The 19,757-nt window shown below is 56.6% G+C and carries 18 protein-coding genes; 14 read left to right on the top strand and 4 right to left on the bottom strand.

Annotated features, from left to right (window positions below; all coding sequences use genetic code 11):
- Nucleotides 1-120: 120 nt before the first annotated feature.
- The 7 genes from JW799_RS23745 (at nt 121) to JW799_RS23715 (ending at nt 6,832) form a co-directional block, all read left to right on the top strand.
- Nucleotides 121-624 carry a MauE/DoxX family redox-associated membrane protein gene (locus JW799_RS23745; RefSeq protein WP_205431997.1) on the top strand — a complete coding sequence of 168 codons (504 nt, stop codon included), beginning with the start codon at nt 121-123 and terminating at the stop codon, nt 622-624.
- 38 nt (nt 625-662) lie between these two features.
- Nucleotides 663-1,193 (top strand): thioredoxin domain-containing protein, encoded by a 531-nt coding sequence (locus JW799_RS23740; RefSeq protein WP_205431996.1) that lies wholly within the window; start codon nt 663-665, stop codon nt 1,191-1,193.
- Nucleotides 1,194-1,208: 15 nt separating this feature from the next.
- Entirely contained in the window at nt 1,209-3,137 is a 1,929-nt protein-coding gene (locus tag JW799_RS23735) for an ABC transporter ATP-binding protein (RefSeq protein WP_205431995.1), read from the top strand.
- Complete coding sequence (locus JW799_RS23730; protein WP_205431994.1) at nt 3,043-4,371, top strand: ABC transporter substrate-binding protein; 1,329 nt, start codon at nt 3,043-3,045, stop codon at nt 4,369-4,371. Before JW799_RS23735 ends, JW799_RS23730 begins: the two co-directional genes overlap by 95 nt.
- Nucleotides 4,372-4,489: 118 nt before the next feature.
- Nucleotides 4,490-5,086, top strand: coding sequence for an AAA family ATPase (locus tag JW799_RS23725; RefSeq protein WP_205431988.1), 597 nt, complete (start codon nt 4,490-4,492; stop codon nt 5,084-5,086).
- 112 nt (nt 5,087-5,198) lie between these two features.
- Nucleotides 5,199-5,927, top strand: coding sequence for a nucleoside phosphorylase (locus JW799_RS23720; RefSeq protein ID WP_205431987.1), 729 nt, complete (start codon nt 5,199-5,201; stop codon nt 5,925-5,927).
- Nucleotides 5,928-5,950: 23 nt separating this feature from the next.
- A complete protein-coding gene (locus JW799_RS23715) occupies nt 5,951-6,832 on the top strand; it encodes a GNAT family N-acetyltransferase (RefSeq protein ID WP_338026321.1) in 882 nt (293 codons plus the stop codon).
- Nucleotides 6,833-7,119: 287 nt separating this feature from the next.
- On the opposite strand, the gene JW799_RS23710 is transcribed toward JW799_RS23715, so the two are convergent.
- Complete coding sequence (locus JW799_RS23710) at nt 7,120-7,323, bottom strand: hypothetical protein (protein ID WP_205431986.1); 204 nt, start codon at nt 7,321-7,323, stop codon at nt 7,120-7,122.
- A gap of 209 nt (nt 7,324-7,532) precedes the next feature.
- Here JW799_RS23710 and JW799_RS23705 point away from each other — a divergent pair, with 209 nt between their 5' ends.
- Nucleotides 7,533-8,432, top strand: a complete 900-nt coding sequence (locus tag JW799_RS23705; protein ID WP_080838974.1) for an ATP-dependent DNA ligase — start codon at nt 7,533-7,535, stop codon at nt 8,430-8,432.
- A 15-nt stretch (nt 8,433-8,447) separates the two neighbouring features.
- Here JW799_RS23705 and JW799_RS23700 read toward each other — a convergent pair whose 3' ends face one another.
- Both JW799_RS23700 and JW799_RS23695 read right to left on the bottom strand, forming a co-directional pair.
- Complete coding sequence (locus JW799_RS23700) at nt 8,448-9,206, bottom strand: response regulator transcription factor (protein WP_080838976.1); 759 nt, start codon at nt 9,204-9,206, stop codon at nt 8,448-8,450.
- A 27-nt stretch (nt 9,207-9,233) separates the two neighbouring features.
- Nucleotides 9,234-11,093: a cache domain-containing sensor histidine kinase gene (locus JW799_RS23695; RefSeq protein ID WP_080838978.1), complete on the bottom strand. Its 1,860-nt coding sequence runs from the start codon at nt 11,091-11,093 to the stop codon at nt 9,234-9,236.
- A gap of 260 nt (nt 11,094-11,353) precedes the next feature.
- Here JW799_RS23695 and JW799_RS23690 point away from each other — a divergent pair, with 260 nt between their 5' ends.
- The 6 genes from JW799_RS23690 to JW799_RS23665 all read left to right on the top strand — a co-directional run bounded on the left by JW799_RS23690 (nt 11,354) and on the right by JW799_RS23665 (nt 18,169).
- Complete coding sequence (locus tag JW799_RS23690; protein ID WP_205431985.1) at nt 11,354-12,700, top strand: extracellular solute-binding protein; 1,347 nt, start codon at nt 11,354-11,356, stop codon at nt 12,698-12,700.
- Nucleotides 12,701-12,817: 117 nt separating this feature from the next.
- Nucleotides 12,818-13,693 (top strand): carbohydrate ABC transporter permease, encoded by an 876-nt coding sequence (locus tag JW799_RS23685; RefSeq protein ID WP_205431984.1) that lies wholly within the window; start codon nt 12,818-12,820, stop codon nt 13,691-13,693.
- On the top strand, nt 13,690-14,511 hold the full coding sequence (locus tag JW799_RS23680; RefSeq protein ID WP_080838983.1) for a carbohydrate ABC transporter permease: 822 nt from the start codon (nt 13,690-13,692) through the stop codon (nt 14,509-14,511). The genes JW799_RS23685 and JW799_RS23680 overlap by 4 nt, the downstream gene beginning before the upstream one ends.
- A 5-nt stretch (nt 14,512-14,516) precedes the next feature.
- Nucleotides 14,517-15,371: an AraC family transcriptional regulator gene (locus JW799_RS23675; RefSeq protein ID WP_080838985.1), complete on the top strand. Its 855-nt coding sequence runs from the start codon at nt 14,517-14,519 to the stop codon at nt 15,369-15,371.
- A 114-nt stretch (nt 15,372-15,485) separates the two neighbouring features.
- The gene (locus tag JW799_RS23670; RefSeq protein WP_080838987.1) at nt 15,486-16,769 is read left to right on the top strand and encodes an alpha-L-fucosidase; all 1,284 of its coding nucleotides are present in this window, start codon (nt 15,486-15,488) and stop codon (nt 16,767-16,769) included.
- A 206-nt stretch (nt 16,770-16,975) separates the two neighbouring features.
- Nucleotides 16,976-18,169, top strand: a complete 1,194-nt coding sequence (locus tag JW799_RS23665) for a transposase (protein WP_080832042.1) — start codon at nt 16,976-16,978, stop codon at nt 18,167-18,169.
- Nucleotides 18,170-18,701: 532 nt separating this feature from the next.
- Here the strand turns inward: JW799_RS23665 and JW799_RS23660 are convergent.
- A complete protein-coding gene (locus JW799_RS23660; protein WP_080832876.1) occupies nt 18,702-19,658 on the bottom strand; it encodes an IS30 family transposase in 957 nt (318 codons plus the stop codon).
- Between the last annotated feature and the right edge of the window lie 99 nt (nt 19,659-19,757).

The raw sequence follows: 19,757 nt of genomic DNA, 5'->3' as shown, positions 1-19,757 counted from the left end.
CAAAACGTTGCTTTGCCAGTATTACCATGACGGCTGCCAAGTTTGCAATTGCGGATGCTAACCTGAGAGGGGGGGCAGGGGCGACCGTCCCTGTCTCCCTGAGATTGCGAGGTGAGGCGAATGTATGCTTTTTTTCAAACCTTTCTGCTGGTCGTGTATGTTTACTCTTCGGTTTCCAAAGCGGCGGAATGGGCGGTATTTCGGGAAACGATATTCCAGCTCAAGTTCTCGAAACGAGCGGCCGCGGCCGGCGCCGTCCTTATTCCGCTAGCGGAATTCGCAACGGCCGGACTGCTGCTTTTTAACGAAACGATTCGTCACGGCGCGGTCTGCTCGCTTGTTTTGCTTGCTATTTTCCTCTGGGCGGGGATCCGGGCTCGCGGGCGATTGGTGGATTGCCGCTGCTTCGGAGGCTTGATCGACGACCGCTTCGGGCGCAACACGAATATACGTATCGGAGTTTTAAGCGTCGTCAGCCTGGTTTTACTCTTTGCGCCTATGTCATCAACTCCGATATACCAGGCGCGGGAAACGTTCGTCACGCATCTGTTGATCGCTTGGTCCTTGCTCGTTCTTTATGGCCTGCTCGCGGCGGTTCGCAGGTATAAAAAGACGTTTGCCTGAAAAAAACGCGTTTTGAAAGAGAGGAGGCGAAGCAGCGGATGAATGCGGATTTTATCGGCATGACGGCTTTATGGGGCGTCGTGCTGGTCATTGCATACAGCTTTCTGACGATATTAAGACATAATATCGCGCAAGCCGGCAGGCTTCACCAGGATCATATGGGAATCGCCATCGGAGAGAGGTTTCCGCTGGACGACTATCCGGCGTTAAAAAGCCGTCAATCCTCGGATACCCCTCTGCCGTCGGAAGGAACGGTCGTGCTGATGACCAATTTTTACTGCGATGCATGCAAACGTTTGTACGAAGTCTTGGATACGATGCAGAGGCAATTTCCGCGGTATCGCTTCGTCATCTTTATGACGGGTGCTCCGGCGGAAGCGGTGAAAGAGCAGCTCGGTCTGCACATCCCGGTCGCTTCCGTCGACGATTTTTCCCGCTTCCGCATGTCCGCCGTGCCTTCCGGTTTCTTTGTCTCCGCGGATGGCCTCGTGCGAGCCAAAGGAATCGTGAATACGGAAGAACACGTAAAGACGCTGATCGCAAAGGGAGCATGGAAGCTCGCGGCTTAGCGGCTTTCAAGGAACATGTATAAGGGCGAAAACCGCAATCGGGTTTTTACGAATCTGCTCGCACGTTTGATTCCTTTTATTTGGAAGACGGACGGGACCGCATTTTCGCTTCTCCTGTCCGTTCGCATTCTGGAATCTCTGCTTCCGGCCGGTCAGATTCTGTTGACCCAGCAGCTTGTTGACGCCGTAGCCCGCCTGGTCGGGGGCGACGCGTCCCAACTGCGCCTTGCCGCGATGTGGTTGGGACTTCAAACGCTGGCGTTCGCGGTTCAACAATGGATCAAAGCCGTCAGCCAGGTTTGGCTGCTGAAGCTGAAGCAGAAAGTGCAGTACAAGGCCGATCTGTTGATTGCCGAAAAATGCCAAAAACTGCCCTTCATCTATTACGAAGATCCCTCGTACTACGATCGGCTTCAGCGGGTCTCTCAGGGGATGGCCGGCCGAGGTTTAAACATATTGGATCATCTGTTCCAATTGTTCCAAGGCTTTGTCACGATTTTCTCGCTCGTGTTTCTGCTGGTCGACCTTCACCCTCTTCTGGGCATCGGTATCGTCGTGCTGACCGTACCCGGTTTTCTCGTTCAGCTTCGCCTGGGCAAGCTCCGTTACCGCCAGTTGCTCGGGCAGACCGCAACGAACCGCAGAATGAACGATTTGATGAGATTGATTACGCGCAGAGAATCGGCCAAAGAAATGAAGCTTTTCGGCTTGTATGCCTATATGACGGAAAAGTGGAGCCGATACTTTTGGAAAAATGCAAACGAACAGAAGGAGCTCGAAAAATCAGGCTTGTTTTTCGTCATGTACGCCGAGCTTCTGTCCCATCTGGCCATCGTTTTTTCGGCGGGATATCTTGTTGTGTTGGCGAGTCAAGGAAAGCTGCTGCTGGGACAGTTCGTTGCGCTGACGCAGGCCGTCAACACGGCAAAAAACCAAGTTTCCATTGTTGCGGTTCATCTGGCCAATATTTATGAAAGCGCATTATTTGCTAACGAGCTGTTCGATTTTCTCGTTTTGCGAGAGGAAAGGACCGCCAAAGGCCAAAAAACGGAGCCGCTGCCGGAACATCAGGATTGGGCAGGGCTTACCGTCAGCGGAGTCAGCTTCCGCTATCCCGGCCGCGAAGACTGGATCTTGAGAGAGGTATCGTTGCGCATCGAGCCGGGGCAGCGAGTGGCGATCGTGGGACCCAACGGCGCGGGGAAAAGCACGTTGATCAAATGTTTGCTGGGCCTGTACGAACCCCAGGAAGGATGCGTTTACTGGAACGGTACGCCGATCTCGGAGATTCCGGGCTACAAGGACAAAATCAGCGCCGTATTCCAGGATTTCGTGCATTTTCCGTTGACGGTCAGGGAGAATATCGGGTTCGGGTACATCGACGAAATGAACGATCGCTCGAAATTGGAAGCGGCGGCGGCGCAATCGGGAGCACTGACCGTCGTAGAAAAGCTGCCGTCGCGATTCGATACGGACCTGGCGCCGGAATACGAGGGAGGGCAGGAACTGTCGCAGGGGCAGTGGCAGAAGGTGGCGTTGGGCCGATCCTTTTTTAACACTTATGCCGAAATCGTCGTTTACGACGAACCGACCTCGGCGCTGGATCCGTTGTCGGAAGCGGCCCTGTTCGAGCGATTTTCGATGCTTGCCGAAGGAAAAACCAGCCTGATGATCTCCCATCGGCTGGGAAGCTGCGTTCGCGCCGATCTGATTGTCGTCATGAAGGACGGGAAAATCGCGGAGCAAGGGACGCATGAAAGTCTAATGAAACAAAACGGGGATTATTCGCGAATGTTCAGCGCTCAATCGCGCTGGTATCGGCATTCCGGCGGGGAGGCGAAACAGGAACATGACGAGAAAGCGCAAAAGAAGCATGTTGCTCATCCTATGCCTCCTTCCGGCGCTAACCGGCTGCACCGGTTCCGGGAACGAGGCGACGTTTGACGGCGAGTGGAAAAAAGAGGCGACGCTGAAGGTCATGGTGTCTTCCGAGGACTTTTTTATGCGCGAATACGGCGAGCTTTTCCTTATTCAACATCCCAATATGACGATCGAATTCGTGCCGTACGAGGGCCGCGATATCGTCCGGACCGTAGCGGAACAGGAGCCGGACGTGATGGCGCTTCTTCCCGCCGATTTCAATCTGCTCTATGAAAAAGGCGCGCTATACGACCTGCACAACCTGATTACGGATGACCGTTTCGATCTGGATCGGATGCATCCCGGGATCGTCGAGGCGCTCAAGCAGCAAGGCGGCGGCCGACTGTACGGACTTCCTCCGTTCTATTTGAATTTGGCAATCTACTATAACAAAAAGGTGTTCGACCGCTACAGCATCCCCTACCCGACGGACAATATGACATGGGAGGAACTGTTCCAGCTGGCGAGCCGGTTCGCAGGGCTTGGCGAAGACATTTTCGGGCTGTACTCTTCCTTGGATGCCGGATTTTTGACGAGCCTGATGGCGTCAAGTCACGACGTTCAGCTTTTTAATCCGACGACGCTAACCGTAACCGCCGTTACGCCTTCCGTAAGCAAACTGGCAGGCATGCTTGTCGACGCTTATCGAACCGGGGCGCTGGCCCCGCCGGCTTCCGCGAATGAGGAAGATCCGTTTATACAAGGAAAAAGCGCGATGGCGATCGATTATTCCTATTATATCAACAATGTGATCCGGCCGGCGAAGATGAAGCAGGGTTCGGATTTCAAGCCGGACTGGGACATCGTCACTCCGCCGTCGGACGCGAGGGACCGGGAATCTTCTTCCTTTACGTATTATTCGGAGATTTACACCGTAAACGCGAAGTCGCCCTATCCGCAGGCCGCGTGGCAGTTGGTCAAGTTCGTCAACAGCGACGAAATGGCGAGGCTCAGATCCAGAACGGTGCCGTATATGCTGCCGACGCGGACCCAATACATTTGGAACGTTGACGGCAAGCATGTCGAGGCTTTGTACAGCCAACGTCCCAATTTGAACGAGCTCGGCAAGGACTTGAGCCGCGTCCCGAAGGGATTCGCGAGCCAGCTCGACAGCATTGTGAACCAAGAGATCGCAAAGGTGCGCGCGGGTACCCAAACGTTGGAGGAAGCGCTGAAATCGGTGCAAGAAAGGGGACAACAGCAGCTGGACGAGGAGATTGCGGCCGAAAAAGGCGAACGGAATAATCGGGATGGTTGAGATCAGGCGTCATTCATGAGGTCCGGCCCGGATTCGGGCAACCCGCGTTCCGAAAGTATGATACAATAGACGGCATATATGAAAAGGCCGGAAATCATGGCGCGGGGAGGCATCATGGATGATTGTCTGGATCAACGGCGCTTTCGGTTCGGGGAAAACCCAGACGGCGCACGAGCTGCAGCGAAGAGTGCCGGGCAGCTATCTGTACGATCCGGAAAATGTCGGGTATTTTTTGCGCAAAAACATGCCGCGATCGCTGCAAACGGACGATTTTCAGGACGATCCGCTATGGCGGGAATTCAATTATAAAATGCTGTCCTCCATCGCCGTCCGTCATTCCGGCGCCGTTATCGTGCCGATGACGATCGTCAATCGGACTTATTTCGAGGAAATCGTCGGCCGCCTCCGAACGGACGGTGAGACGGTTCGTCATTTCGCGCTTTGCGCTTCGCGGGAAACGCTGCTCAAACGGCTCCGAAGCCGGGGGGAAGGCGGCCGTTCGTGGGCGGCGCGCCAAATCGACCGGTGCGCGGAAGGGCTCGCCCACGAAGCGTTTCGATGCCATCTGGACACCGAAGGGCGTACGATCGAGCAGGTCGCGGAGCGGATCGCGGCGATGGCCGGACTCGAGCTGGCGCCGGATACGAGGCACGGATGGAAAAAAAGGCTGGACCGGCTCGGAACGCAAATCCGGCACATCCGGTTTTTTCAGTGATGCGAAAGGAGCGCGATAAGCTTGAACGAAGCGGGGCAAACCTGGTAATCTCGTCAATAGGGAAAGCGCATTGTAACGAATTTATAATCGCAAAAGGAGTTTGGACAACCAGATGAAGCTGCCTATTTTGCAAGTCGATCCGGCGGATATGCCGGCCTATGCGATCGTATGCGGAGATCCGTTCCGCGCGGAAGCGATCTCCCGCAAGCTGACCGACGCCGTCGAGCTTGCTTTCGCAAGGGAATACCGGACGTTCGTCGGGGAATTCGAAGGCGTCCGCATCGCCGTAACGAGCCACGGCGTCGGCGCGGCGGGCGCGGCGGTCTGCTTCGAGGAGCTGATCCAGGCCGGCGTCCGGACGCTCATCCGGGTCGGAACCGCGGGCACCCTGACGGCGGATTATCCGGCGGGGAGCCTGATCGTCAGCACGGCGGCCGTCCGCGAGGAAGGCTTGACGAGACAGCTGGTTCCGCTGGCGTATCCGGCCGTCGCGGACGGCACGATCGCCGACCTTTTGCACGAAAAGGCCGTCCAACGGGGCGGACCGGTCGGCAAAGGGATTACGGTGACGGTCGACGCGTTTTACTCCGGCGTGGAGGAGCTGCCGCTCGAGAAATACAAACGGGCGGGCGCGCTTGCGGTCGAAATGGAAATTTCCGCGCTGTACGTCGTAGCCTCCTTGCGCGGAGCGCGCGCGGGAGCGATCGTCGCGCTGGACGGGGATGCGACGAAGACGGACGACGGCTACGATCCGCATAAGGATCTCGTTCGCGAGGCGGTCCATCGGGAAATCGACGTCGCCCTTGCTACCATCGCCGAAATCGCGCGCCGGGAACATTAAACCTAGGGAGGACGGGAGCGGGGATGCCCATGCCAGCGGAAGCGCCGCTTAACGAGCGAATCGTTCGGGAAATCGAACGGTCGGAAATCGCCTTCGCGACCGACCGGATGACGGCCATCAAAGAACGGCCCGGCAATCCGGAAGGCGTGGAGATCGCCCGGATCGGAGGGGCGGTCTGCCTGTACAGCCGAACGATGCCATGGCCTTCTTTCAATACGGTAAAAGGGCTCCGCGACGAGGATGCGGCCAGGCTGGACGAGATCGCGGCTTTTTATCGCGAGCGGGACCGGAACGTTCAGTTTGAAATCGTTCCCGGATTGATCGGCCCGGACTTGCTCAAGGCGCTTGCCGGGCGCGGACTTTATCCGTCGGGATTTCATGCTTCGATGTATGGGCTCGGAACCGGTTTGGGCGCTGCGGCCGGGGACTCCGAAGCCCGTTCCCGGGATGGTTCCGGCACCGGGGCCATGGATTCCGCGGGCGATCCGCTGCGTATCGTCGAACTCGGTCAGGACGATTTCGAAACGTATGCGGCGATCCATTGCCGGGCGTTCGGGCTTCCGGACAACGGCATCCCGCATGTAGCCGCCAATAATCGGGTGCTTCATGCCCGTCCGGGCTGGACGTTTTACCTGGCCTATTGGGAAGGAGCGCCGGCAGCGGCTGCCGTTATGCATGAAGCGGAAGGCACCGCTTCGTTCACGTTCGCGGCGACGCTGCCGGAGTTTCGCGGGCGAGGCATCCATCGCCGTCTGCTGCTGCATCGGTTGGCGGCCGCGGCCGAACGGGGCTGCACCCTGGCCGTCGGCCAATGCGCGTTCTTGTCCGCCAGCCACCGCAATATGGAACGGGCCGGCATGCGGCTCGGCTACGTGCGGACGACGTGGACGAAGCGGGAGCCGTGACGAGCGGTCGGCCGGAATTCGCAGTGCGGCGAGTGGGTCCTCAGGGGAACGCGCTCAAGCGGCGGGTGTCCATGTTGGATTTTACTTGCTAGTTTGGACAAAATCCAACGGGGCTGGCGAGTTTCGCGAAAAAGCCGGTTTTGGTTGGACAAAATCCATTGTAGGCTCGCCGATCCCTCGCCGCCCCCCGGCTTCCCCTCGCATACGCTCAACGCGTAGAAGGGAGACCGGTTTTATGCTTCATCGCTATCGAACCACTGTCTTCGCGTTATCGCCCTTCAACGCCGTCAGGCGTTTTTATTGGTTTCTTTTCTTCTTCTCCGTGCGAGCGAAACGGCCAGCGAAACGGCCAGCAAAACGAAGCCGACCGCGCAAACGGCGGCATACTCGGCCGCGATTTCCCGTGTTCGAAAGTAGCGGATCGCGAACCCTCCTCCGAAAATGAGGATCAAAGCGATTGCCGATGAAAGACGGAACCGGTCCAATTTCATCCTGATCTTCCTCCTCCCGTATCATACGTTCGCCCAAATCCTCGCAAACTCCTGCCCGCCCCGCCAAGAACCGGATCGCGTTGTATTTTTCCGCTTATGTTTACTCGACAATTCGTCAATAAATAGGCAATAGACTAAATGTACGGGCGCCCGTGCGCTCAAAGGCGGTGTGCGTAGCGGCAGAGGCAAGCGAATCTGCGGCGCGGCTCATGATCCAATTTTCGTCGTTCGAACCGATGTCCCCGATCCTGACCGGGCGGGTCCCGGAAGGGAGCGAATGGGGCCACCAATTGAAATGGGACGGGTACCGGCTGATCGCCTCCGTTCGAAGCGGGCAGGTCAAGCTGTATTCCAAACATATGGCGCAAATCACCGACGTTTATGCGGAAGTCGCGGAGGCCCTCGCCGGCTTAAACGTCTCCTGCGTGCTGGACGGGGAAGCGGTCGTCATGGATCCGCGTACGGGAAAACCGAGCTTCCAGCTCATGCAGCAGCGGGCGGGCAAAATGGCGAACCGGAAGGATCGTTCCGGCAAGCTCCCGGTTCAGTATATCGTATTCGATTTGCTCGAGCTGGACGGGGAAGATTGGCGGTCCCGGCCGTTCGCCGAACGAAACGAAAAACTGGCGCGGCTTGCGGAGCGCTGGCCGCCGCCCTTATTCACGACGGAGCTGTTCGCGGACGGGAAAAAACTGTGGGCCTGGGTGGAGGCGAACGAATGGGAGGGCGTCGTCAGCAAGCGGCTGGCCTCTCCGTATCGGATCGGGAAAAAGCATAACGATTGGCTGAAAACGAAAACCGAAATCCGGTTCGAAGCGGAAATCGTCGGCATCACCCGCAAGGAAGGCCGCATTTCCAGCCTGGTCATGTGCCGGGAAGGCCGTTACGTCGGCCGCGTTTCGTCCGGGCTGGACGGCAGGAACAAGGAATGGCTGGCCGGCCTTGCGCCTGCGGAGGGAAACGTTCCGCCGCCGATCCCGCTGCCGAAGGATTTGAGGAAAATCGACATCGTCTGGCTGCGGGAGCCGTTCAAAACCGAGGTTACCGGGCGCGAATGGACCGACGAGGGGATGCTGAGGCATCCGAAAATTCGTTTGCCGCGCGGCTAGCCGCAACACGGCTCGCTACTTGGCAAAGTCCTTCGGCGAGACGCCGGTCACCTGCTTGAAAATGCGGCTGAAATAATACGGGTCCGCGTACCCCACCCGTTCGCCGACCTCCCGGATCGACAAGTGCCGCTGCCGGGACAGCAGGTGCTTCGCCTCGTTGATCCGCAGCGAAATGACGTACCTGGAGGGGGGCTCGCCGGCATGCTTCAAGAAAATTTTGCTGAGGTAGGCCGGCGTAAAGTTAAAGTTCCGGGAGATTTCCTCGAGGCTTAAATCCTTCGTATAATTTTCGCGCAGAAACGCCTGCACGAGCCGGACGATTTCCTCGGGACCGCCGTCCCGGGCGGACAGCCCTTCGAGGCTGCGCGCGTCCGCGCTCCGCTGTCCGCGAATGGCCGCCGCCGCCGCCGCGAGGGCGTTTTTCAGCTCGGCCGGCTTGATCGGCTTCAGCAAATATTCCGAGGCGCCGTACCGCATCGCCTGCCTCGCGTATTCGAATTCGGCGAAGCCGGTCGCAATCATCGTGCGGACGTGCGGATATTTCAGATGAAGCGCGCGAATAAGCTCGATGCCGTCCATGACCGGCATCCGGATGTCCGTGAGCACGAGATCGGCGGAACGGCGCTCGACGAACTCGAGCGCTTCCTTCCCGTCCTCGGCCGCGCATACGACGTGCAGGGACGGGTCCAGCGCCGTTATTTTTTTGACCAGATGGTTGCGGATCAGCTCTTCGTCTTCGGCGACGACGATCCGCACGGGCGAAGCTTCGTTCATTTTTTTCCCTCCCGCGTTCGAACCGATTTAATCCGTGGGCGGCATGCGGCCGATCGTGACCGTCGCCCCGCCCTCGGCTCGATTTTCGATCGAAAAAACCGCTTCTTTTCCGTAGCTCAATCTTAGCCGGAAGTATACGCTCAGCAACCCCATGCCGTCTAATTTCAAAGCCGGAACGGTGCCCGTCCGTCCGGTTTCCTCCATCTTTTCGCGCAGCTTGGCCAGACTTTCCTCGCTGAAGCCGGGGCCGTTGTCGGCGACCCGGACGACCCATTTTCTCGCGTCGCCTTCCCCCGAAACCCGAACGATCCACGGCGGCTGCCGCTTGGCCGCGTGCTTGAGCGAATTTTCGACGAGCGGCTGCACGATCAGCTTCGGGATGCGAACGGCCATCAGGCTTTGCTCCGCTTCCAGGACCAGCTCCAGCTTGCCGCCGTGGCGAATCCGGTGAATATCTCCGTACATGCGCGTATGCTCGAGTTCGGCCGCAAAAGGGACTTCCGATTCGTCGGACGTGATATAGCGGAGCATATCGGCCATCGCCTCCGACATGGCGACGATTTGTCCGTTCATGTTCTCCTCGGCCATGACGCCGATCGTCGTCAGCGTGTTGTACAGAAAATGCGGGTTCATCTGAGCCTGAAGAGCGACCAGCCGGGATTGAAGCTCCTGGGACTGCGCGAGCAGCAGGTCGTCCATCGACTGCTTCAATCGGATGTTCATATGGACGAACGCCTGGTGAAGCTGGTCCAGCTCGTTCAGCCCGCTGTTCAGCTCCCGATTCGCGAAGCGCCCGGCGCCGAGATCGTCCAAGCGGATATTGCGGATCATGCGATGGATTTTCAAAATGGGGAACGTGATTTTGCGGGCTGCAACGTAAGAGAGAACGATCGCGAACAGCAAGATCAGGAAGGCGATCGGCACGGTCTGCTTCGCGAACGCGGTGAGCGGCTGCAGCAGCCGCTTTTCCGAGACGATGAACACGGTGCTCCAGCCGGAAAATTCCGAACGGTGGAGGGATAGCAGCTCGCGGTCGCCGGTGTCCGGATTGCGAAAGCCGAGATGCCGATCCGCGCCGCCCGATTCCCCGAAACCGGAAACGAGTTCGATATAGGGCTCGAATCGGGACGGCGAGGCGTCGAGCGGATAAAGCACGTTGCCGTTCCGGTCGAAAACGAGCACTTCGTCGTGCGAGCCGCCGCCGCTTTCGTAGTCGAGGACGCTTTTGAATATTTTATTGTAGTACTGCTTCACTTCGACGATGCCGATCGGGGAATTGTAATGGTCGTAAAACAGCCGGAACAACGATACCGAATACTGCGGTTCCCGCGACGAAATGAATTTGGACATGTCCTCGTCCAAAACGGGGGGATGGAGGTACTTTCCTTCCGCATTGTTCAGGACGGCCGCGAACCAGTCTTTCGTTTCCGGGTCGTAGCGCCGTTCCCCGTTGTCGAAGCCGTTGCCGTAAACGACGCCCTCGAAATCGTACAAATAAAGCTGCTCCACCGGCCGCGAAGGCCCGATCGCCGCCGTCAAAATATCGGCCAGCTCCTTGGCGCTTTCCACTTCCCTGGACGGGCTTGCAAACTCGTTTTCGTCCTGCGGGGCGCCGCCTTCCGCGTAAGACAAATATTTGCGGAAATGATCCTTGACCAGATTGGAATACATGACGTTAAGCGAGACGTCGTTCATCTTGCGCAGTTCCGAATCGATCTGATCCCGCATCGAGCCTCCGATGCTGTCGATGGAATCGGTGGCGTTGCGCCGAAGCGTTTCGGATGCCCACAGATAAAACCAGCCGATCAAAACCGCGAAAACGAGCACGATGATCAGCGTATAGGTGGAAAACAAAACGGTCTGGATATTCCGCATGTTTCGGCGCATGTTGTCCACTCCATTGATATCGCTTACAATTCCATTGTGATGAGGGGAGCCGCGTTTGTCAAAGACTTTTCGGAGAGGCCGGCGGCCGGCGGTTAAATAAACACAAAAAATGAAACCGTTTTCTCCATTGGAGCGGCCGCAGGCTCCGTCTATAATGAAGGCAATCCGCCGGGCGAGGCCGAGCGAAAGGCATCGCGAAAACGCCGGCGCGATTGAAAGCGGATTCGTAAATTCATACCGACCTAAAGGGGAGAATCAAGGTGAAAAAATCGTTTTTCGGTTTGACCGCGCTTGCGCTTAGCGTCGCGCTGATCGCCGGGTGCGGCGGCGGGGGTTCCGGCGCTTCGGGTTCGCCGTCGGCATCCGGCGGGACGTCTTCCGGTTCGTCCGGCGGGAAGAAGGACGTCACGCTGACGTATATGGCCAGCCAGGGCTGGATCAAGGATGCCGAAATGGAGCTCGCCAAAAAATTCGAGGAAGAAACGGGCATTCATATCGACTATCAGATCATTCCTTCGGATCAATATTACAACGTGCTGAAAACGAAGCTGAACGCCAAGGAAGGCCCGGACATTTTCGGAGGCCAAAGCGGGTACAGCGAAATTAAACTGAATTACAACGTCGAGCAGAACGCGGTCGACCTGACCGGCGAGGAATGGACGCAGCGCGAGGATCCGCTTACGCTCGAGCAGCTTTCGCTTAACGGAAAAGTGTATGCGCTTACGATTTGGGATACGTATTCCAGCTTCGTGCTCGTGTACAACAAAAAAATCTTCGCCGACCTCGGGCTCGAAATCCCGAAGACGTACGAGGAATTCAAGCAGCTTTCGCTGAAAATCCAGGAAGCCGGCATCACGCCGATTTACGAGCCGATCGCGGACGGCTGGCATCACGTGCTGTGGTTCGCGGAGCCGGGACCGCAATACGACAAGACGACGCCGAACCTGTATGACGACCTGAACGCGAACAAGAAAAAGTTCGCCGACGACAAAACGATGGAAACGGCGCTCGCGCAGCTTAAAGAAATGTACGACCTGAATTTCTTCGGCGATAACACGTTCTCGGATACGGGCGCCGATACGGCCAACAAGCTGGCCAGCGGCGAATACGCGATGGCGCTCGCCAACCAGAGCCTCGTCTTCGACATCGCGGAAGCGAATCCGGACCTATCGCCGGAAGACTTCGGCTATTTCGTCATCCCGCTCGCGGACAATCAGATTTATTACATCAATCCGGGCGGGCCGAGCAAATTCATTTATTCCGGCTCCAAGCACATCGAGGAAGCGAAGCAATACTTCGCCTTTCTCGCGAAGCAAGAAAACCTCCAATACATGCTGGACAACGACGATACGGTTTCCAATCTGAACTTCTCGGGCCTTACGGACAAATATACCGAGGAGCAAAAAAAACTGTTCGAAACGTACCCGGAAAAAGGGACGGACATCCAAAATTTCGTCAATTACGTCAATCCGCAATGGATGGACATCGGCAAAGACATCGCCGCCATGTTCGGGGGCTCGATGGAACCCGTCGACGTGCTGAAAAGCATCGACAAGCGCAGGGAGGACATGGCGAAAGTGGCCGGAGACCCGGCTTGGGCGAATTGATCGGGCAGCAGGGAATCGCCGTTTCGCTCTTCGCCGTCCCTTCGCGGACGGCGAAGACGTTTTGCGGGAGCGGACGGCATACGGGCGATTCAAAACTCGCGAGTGGGGAGAGAGGGCATGATCAAGAGCAAAATGTACCCGTTTTATTATACGTGGGCAACCCTTGGCTTGTATTTGGTCTTTTTTATCGTTCCGGGATTGATGGGCTTCTACTATTCGTTTACCGACTGGAACAGCTATTCCAACGAAATCAACTTCATCGGCGTAGACAATTTCAAGAAGCTGTTTTCCGCCGATGAGAACTATATGAGCTTCGTGTACAACACGCTGAAATTCACGTTTTTTACCGTCATTTTGAAAACGGTGCTTGGCCTGCTGTTCGCAATGGCGCTGAACGACGGCATCCGGATGAAGGGCTTTCACCGCGTCATGCTGTTTCTGCCGGCGGTCGTGCCGATGCTGGTCGTCGGCCTCATCTTCAAGTCGGTGCTGAATCCGGCCACGGGCTTGCTGAACGAGACGCTGCGGGCGATCGGGCTTGATTTCATGGCGCAAAAATGGCTTGTCGACGTGAACTGGGCGTTCAAATCGATCATCGGCGTCGACGTGTGGAAGGGCGTCGGCTACATTATGATCATTTTGCTCGCGGGCCTGCAGTCGATCTCCCGCACGTATTACGAAGCGGCGGCGATCGACGGCGCAAACGTCTGGCAAAAGTTCGTCCACGTCACCTTGCCGCTGCTCATGCCGGCGCTCGTCGTCACGACGGTACTCAATTTGCTGCACGGGCTGAAGGTGTTCGAGGTCGTCTACGTGCTCACGAACGGCGGGCCCGGCTATGCGACGGACGTCTTGTATACGACGATTTTCAAAGAGTTTTCGCTTGGACGGTACGGCGTCGGCACGGCGCTGTCGTCGGTACTGTTCCTGTTCATGACGATCGCCGGCTATTTCGTCATTCGGCTGATGGCGAAGGAGGAGAACGAAGGATGAAAGGGAAAACGATCCTCTCCGTTTTGCGAAACGTATTCGCGTGGGCGCTCAGCCTGATCATGTTCGTGCCGTTCGCGCTCATTCTCGTCAATTCCCTGAAGGACCGCGTGCAGGCCAATACGATGAGCATCAAGCTTCCGACCGAGCTGCATTGGAGCAACTATGCGGTCGTCATCGAAGAGGGCAAGCTGATTTCCTCCTTTTTCAACAGCTTGCTGTACGCGGTCGCCTCCACGCTGCTCAGCGTGGCGCTCGCTTCCGTCGCCGCCTACATTTTTTCGCGGAATGCGACGAGGCTCAACCGGGCGATGTACTTTTTTTTGATCATGGGCATCGCGATGCCGGTCAACTACGTGACGCTGACGAAGGTGATGCAGTGGACGCAGCTGATCAATACGCAAATCGGCATTATCGTCCTTCTGTCGGTCATGGCGATTCCGTTCAGCGTGTTTCTCATCTACGGCTTCGTCGGCACGGTTCCCCGGGAGCTTGACGAAGCGGGCATCGTTGACGGCTGCTCGCCGTTCCGGCTGTTCGGCTCCATCGCGATTCCGCTGCTCACCCCGGTGCTCGTGACGGTTTGCATTTTGAACTTCATGAATTGCTGGAGCGATTTCGTGCTGCCGCTCTATTACCTGAACAACTCGGACAAATGGCCGATGACGCTCGCCGTCTACAACTTTTTCGGCCGGTTCCAGGTGAACTGGAATCTCGTCTCGGCGGATATCGTGCTGACGACGCTGCCGGTGATCCTCATTTATTTGCTCGGCCAGAAATATATCATTTCGGGCATGACCAGCGGCTCGGTCAAAGGGTGAGGCATTTGCTGTACCATGACTTGAAACAGGACCGCGAATGGAAGTTCGAGCTGCGCGTCGACGGCGATACCGAGCACGAGCTGCACATGCACGAGCTGCTGGAGCTGAACGTGTTGCTGGAAAATGACGCCCGCTTTCAGCTGTCGGACCGGCATTACGAGGGCAAGCCGGGGGACGTCTTTCTGTTCCGGCCGTGCGAGCCGCACTACAACCTGGCGGCGGAGGCGGGCAAGCCGATCCGCTGGCTGATGGCGCTGTTCTCGCCGTCCGTCGTCCGGCTCCTTCCGGACGGGCATCGGCTGCTGTACCCGTTTTATTCCGGCCGCGTCTCGCCGCTGATTCCGGCTTCGTCGGCGTATGCCCGCGGCATTCAGGCGTCCGCGAAAGCGGCGTGCGAAGAGCAGGAGAGGCGGCTTCCCGGCTGGGAGGCGAGCCAGTTCAAGCATCTGGTCGACATTCTCGTTCAGGTCTATCGGTACGCGCTGGAAAAAGGGAAGGAGGCCTCCGGGGCCGGGACGGATGTCGATGACGGCGTCGTCGCGGCCGTGGAATATATTTTGCGCAACGTGACCGGGGAGATCGAGATGCAGCGGCTGATCGATCTTTGCGGCAAAGGGAGGACCGGCTTTTACGCGGCGTTCCGGCAGACGGTCGGCCTTTCGCCGAACCGGTTCATCCAGCGGCTGCGCATGCAGATCGCCGCGCATCTGCTGCAGACGACGAGCCTGCCGGTCACCGACATCGCGTTCGAATGCGGCTACCGGTCGCTCGCGTATTTCAACAAGCATTTCAAAGAGCATCGCGGGATGTCGCCGCGGGAATTCCGGAACCGGGCTCGCGCGGATCGGGCGACGGGCTGACCGATTGGCGAAGATCGGGCGGTCGGATCGGCAAATGGGACGGGTCGGAGGCGCGCTAACGGATGCCGGAGCTCTTATTCTTGGACGGAATCGAAACTAGGAGGCAATCTGCTTATGGGAACGAATCGTACGGACTGGTATACGCAAAGCCGCTTCGGCATGTTTATTCATTGGGGGCTTTACTCGCTCGGCGCCCGGCACGAGTGGATGCGGTCCCGCGAATTTTTGAGCGACGAGAAGTACGACAAGTATATGCGCTACTTCGATCCCGATTTGTACGATCCGGATTTATGGGCGCAGCTCGCCGCGGATGCGGGCATGAAATATATGGTCGTCACCGCGAAGCATCACGAAGGTTTTTGCCTGTGGGATTCGCAGCTCACCGACTATAAGGCGACGAACACGCCCGCCGGCCGGGACGTGCTGCGGCCGATGCTGGATGCCTTCCGCGAGCGCGGCATTCGGACGGGCCTTTATTATTCGCTGCTGGATTGGCATCATCCGCATTACACCGTCGACGTGAAGCATCCGCTCCGGTACGATCCGGCGTTCGCGGCGGCAAGCCAAAAGCGGGATTTCTCCAAATACGTCGAGTACATGTTCGGCCAAACGCGGGAGCTGCTGACCGGGTACGGGCCGATCGACCTGATGTTCTTCGATTTTTCCATTCCGGCCGAGGAAGGTTTTGCCGGGAAGGGGAAAGACGAATGGCAGAGCGAGCGGCTCGTCGAGCTGATCCGGTCGCTCCGTCCCGATATTCTGCTCAACGACCGGCTGCAAATTCCGGGAGACATTACGACGCCGGAGCAGTATCAGCCGCGGGAATGGATTCAGGTGAACGGTCGCCGCGTCGTATGGGAAGCTTGCCATACGTTCAGCGGCTCGTGGGGCTATTACCGCGACGAGGAATCGTGGAAAAGCGTTGACATGCTCGTGAAAATGCTGATCGATACCGTTGCCAAGGGCGGGAACCTGCTGCTCAACGTCGGTCCGACGGGGCGCGGCGAGTTCGATAGGCGGGCAGTCGAACGGCTGCGGGGCATCGGCGCCTGGATGCGCGCGCACGGCCGTTCGATCTACGGCTGCACCGCCGCTCCGGAGGAGTGGCAATGTCCGGACGATTGCCGGTTTACGTACAATCCGGACACGAATCGGCTCTATTTGCACCTGTTTAGCTGGCCGTTCAAGCATGTACACCTGTCCGGCTTTTCGGGCAAGGTCGAGTACGCGCAGCTGCTGAACGACGCTTCGGAAGTGCGAATGGTGCAGGGCGAACAGCAGATGACGATGGAAGCGGGGGCGTTCGACGAAGGCCGTCCGGCGGATACGCTCACGCTTCAGCTCCCGGTGAAGAAGCCGGAGCCTTGCGTGCCGGTGATCGAGCTGTTTTTGAAGTGAGCGATCTCGGGAGGCCGCGTACGAAAAACATAGGTGGCCTTCCGGCTGCAATGCCCGCTTGCAAATCAGCCGTTTTTAAGTGAGCATTTTGCATTAATCTGAGCCCTTGCTGTACAAAGGTTTTTGAGCAAAAAAAAGGGACTTCACCCCAACTTGGAGAAGTTTTCAAGTGACCAAACCAGAAAACCCAAGGGAGGGAAGTCACTTTGTATATTCTCCAAGAAAGTCTATTTTCCTTTGATGTGCTTCAAAAACTTGAATCTAAAGAACGATTGCCTATCTTTTTCAGCGCCCTGGACTTACGCCCCTATGCCAAGGAATTGAGAAGTCATTCACCCCGAGGTGCCGACGGACATTGCAGGCAAGGGATTCTTCGTGCGCTACTTGCTGCCCCGCTTGAGAACATCGATACATTTACGGGTCTACATCATCGTTTGGATGTCGATCTTCGCTTTCGTTATCAATGTGGACTTAGACTGGACCGTGAGGCTCCTTCTATCGCGACTTTAAGCCGCGTGTTCGCTGAGTTAACCAGCAAGGGGCAAGCTCAGCGCCTGTTTGATGATCTCGTTGTACAATGCAAGAAGGAGGGAATCATCGACGGAAGTCATGTGGCGATCGACAGTGCAGCGATTCATGCTTATGAGAAGAAGCAACCGAAACGGAAAAGCGAACGGACTGGCAATGCCAACTGGGGGGCTAAGTTCGATTCGTTTGGCAACAAGGTCAAGTGGTTTGGCTACAAGATTCATCTCGCCGTCGACACAACAAGCGAGCTGCCGATGGCGCTCTCCGTTACACCGGCTCACGTCAATGACGGCGATATGGCTCCGATTCTCATAGAACAAGTGGCTGCGGGTACACAGGTGAAGTTCTTTATGCTTGATGCCGGTTATGACCAGCTTAAAAACTACGAAGCAGCGCGAAATGTAAAGGCGCAGGCGATTATTCCGATGAACCTTCGCAACGAGAAGGAACCACCTGCGGGCATGACATCCAGTGGCACACCCTGTTGCTCGATGGGCTATGAAATGACTTATTGGGGCGTTGATGGAGAATACCTGAAATTCCGCTGTCCCCATGCCACGGGCAAGGTAGACTGTCCGCTTGGGATGGCTGCTTGCTCATCTTCCAACTATGGAATGGTCGTCAAAGTCGATACGAAAAGCGATTTGCGTCGTTATTCAAGTCCACATCGAGACACCAAACGCTGGAAGGAGTTGTATAACGAAAGAACCAGCGTAGAACGATGCAACTCCAGGTTGAAAACCTATCTCACCGCAGACGCCATGCACGTCTGGGGTATTCAAAAGGTGACAACTCACCAATACCTAAACGCCATTGTGTTATTAGCTTCTGCGTTAGCGATGGCTCGTCAATCCAAGAACGCCGCCGCTTAAATTTTTTGATTCAGTAAAAATTCTGCAGGTCTGCCCATTTTTGAAAATTAAAGTCGATTTAGCTAGAAAGCTGGTTTAATTGGCCCCATAATTCCACTACCTACTTCAAAAACGGAATTATGCAAAATGCTCAAGTACGAAAGCGGAGCGGAGCGGACGAAAAATCATCCAAAAACGTTCGATTAATCCACAAACGCGGCGATTTTGTATGAAAAAACGTACAAAAGTCGTCGCGAAAGCGGCAGGAAGAGGGATTTTGTACGAAAAATCATCCAAAAACGATCGATTCGCCCTCAAACGCGGCGATTTTGTATGAAAAAACGTACAAAAGTCGTCGCGAAAGCGGCAGGAAGAGGGATTTTGTACGAAAAATCATCCAAAAACGGTCGATTCGCCCTCAAACGCGCGATTTTGTATGAAAAAACGTACAAAAGTCGTCGCGAAAGCGGCAGGAAGAGGGATTTTGTACGATAAATCATCCAAAAGTACGCTCGCAACCGCCGGACATGGCGTTTTTTTATGTGACGGATTGTCAAGCTAAGTGCGACAGTTCTTCCATGAACGATTCGTAAGCCGACTTCCAGTCGAGACATTTCCGGGGGCGGTGGTTGATGAGGTGGAGAGCATAAGCCAGCTCTTCATCGGTCACCTCAGCAAAATCGTGACCCTTCGGGATAAATTCACGTAGGAGCCCATTCGCGTTCTCGTTGGATCCACGCTGCCACGACGAGTAGGGATCGGCGAAGTACACATCGATGCCATGGAAGAATTCAAGCGCTGCATAGCAGGCGAATTCCTTTCCACGGTCGACAGTGGCCGTCTTAAACGCGCCTTGCGCGAATTGTCCGGCTGCCACTCCGAAAGCAACCTCCATCGAATGAGCTGTGCGATCGGGCATCTTCACCGCGACGTACATCCGTGTCTTACGCTCAATAAACGTAGCGGCGCAAGCACGGCTTTTCCCTCGGCTGGAGACAACCGTATCGAGTTCCCAATGGCCGAACGATTCGCGTTTCCGAATGGCCTTTGGTCGCTGTGCGATCGTCTTGCCGACAAGAAAGCGACCGCGCGTTTCTACCGGCTTGCGCCGCTTTCCCTTGTGGCGCAGGACGCTCACTTCGCCTCCATTCAGACGTCCATCGTACAGCCAGCGATAAATGGTCTTGAAGCAAACAAACGGCTTTCCGCTTGTTCGGCGGTTCTCTGCAATCTGTTCCGGCGACCAGGTCTGCTGTAGCTTCTCCTCCAGCTCATCGGCTAGCTCAGTGGTGAATCGACCTTTTGGCTTACTGGTACTCCGACGCTCTTCATAGGCGGTCTGGGCGGTCTCCGCCCGATATTCGCCCTCCACGCTTCCGCGCTGTATCTCGCGCGCTATGGCGGAGTGGTGCCGCCCCAACTCCTTGCCGATTGCCCGATTGGACCATCCCAGACGGCGGAGGACTTCTAGCTGGCTGCGTTCGGTTATGCTAAGATGTGTGTAACCCATGGATTGATTCTCCCGTGTAATGGTTGTTGTGGTGACTCCATTTTACACGAATCGTCCATGGGCCTTTACTTTACCTGTCGCACTTCATTTTACAATCTG

It is taken from the genome of Cohnella algarum (assembly GCF_016937515.1).
GTDB lineage: Bacteria > Bacillota > Bacilli > Paenibacillales > Paenibacillaceae > Cohnella > Cohnella algarum.
The sequence above is the reverse complement of the archived record's forward strand: the minus strand, read 5'-3'. Positions and strand labels throughout refer to the sequence as shown.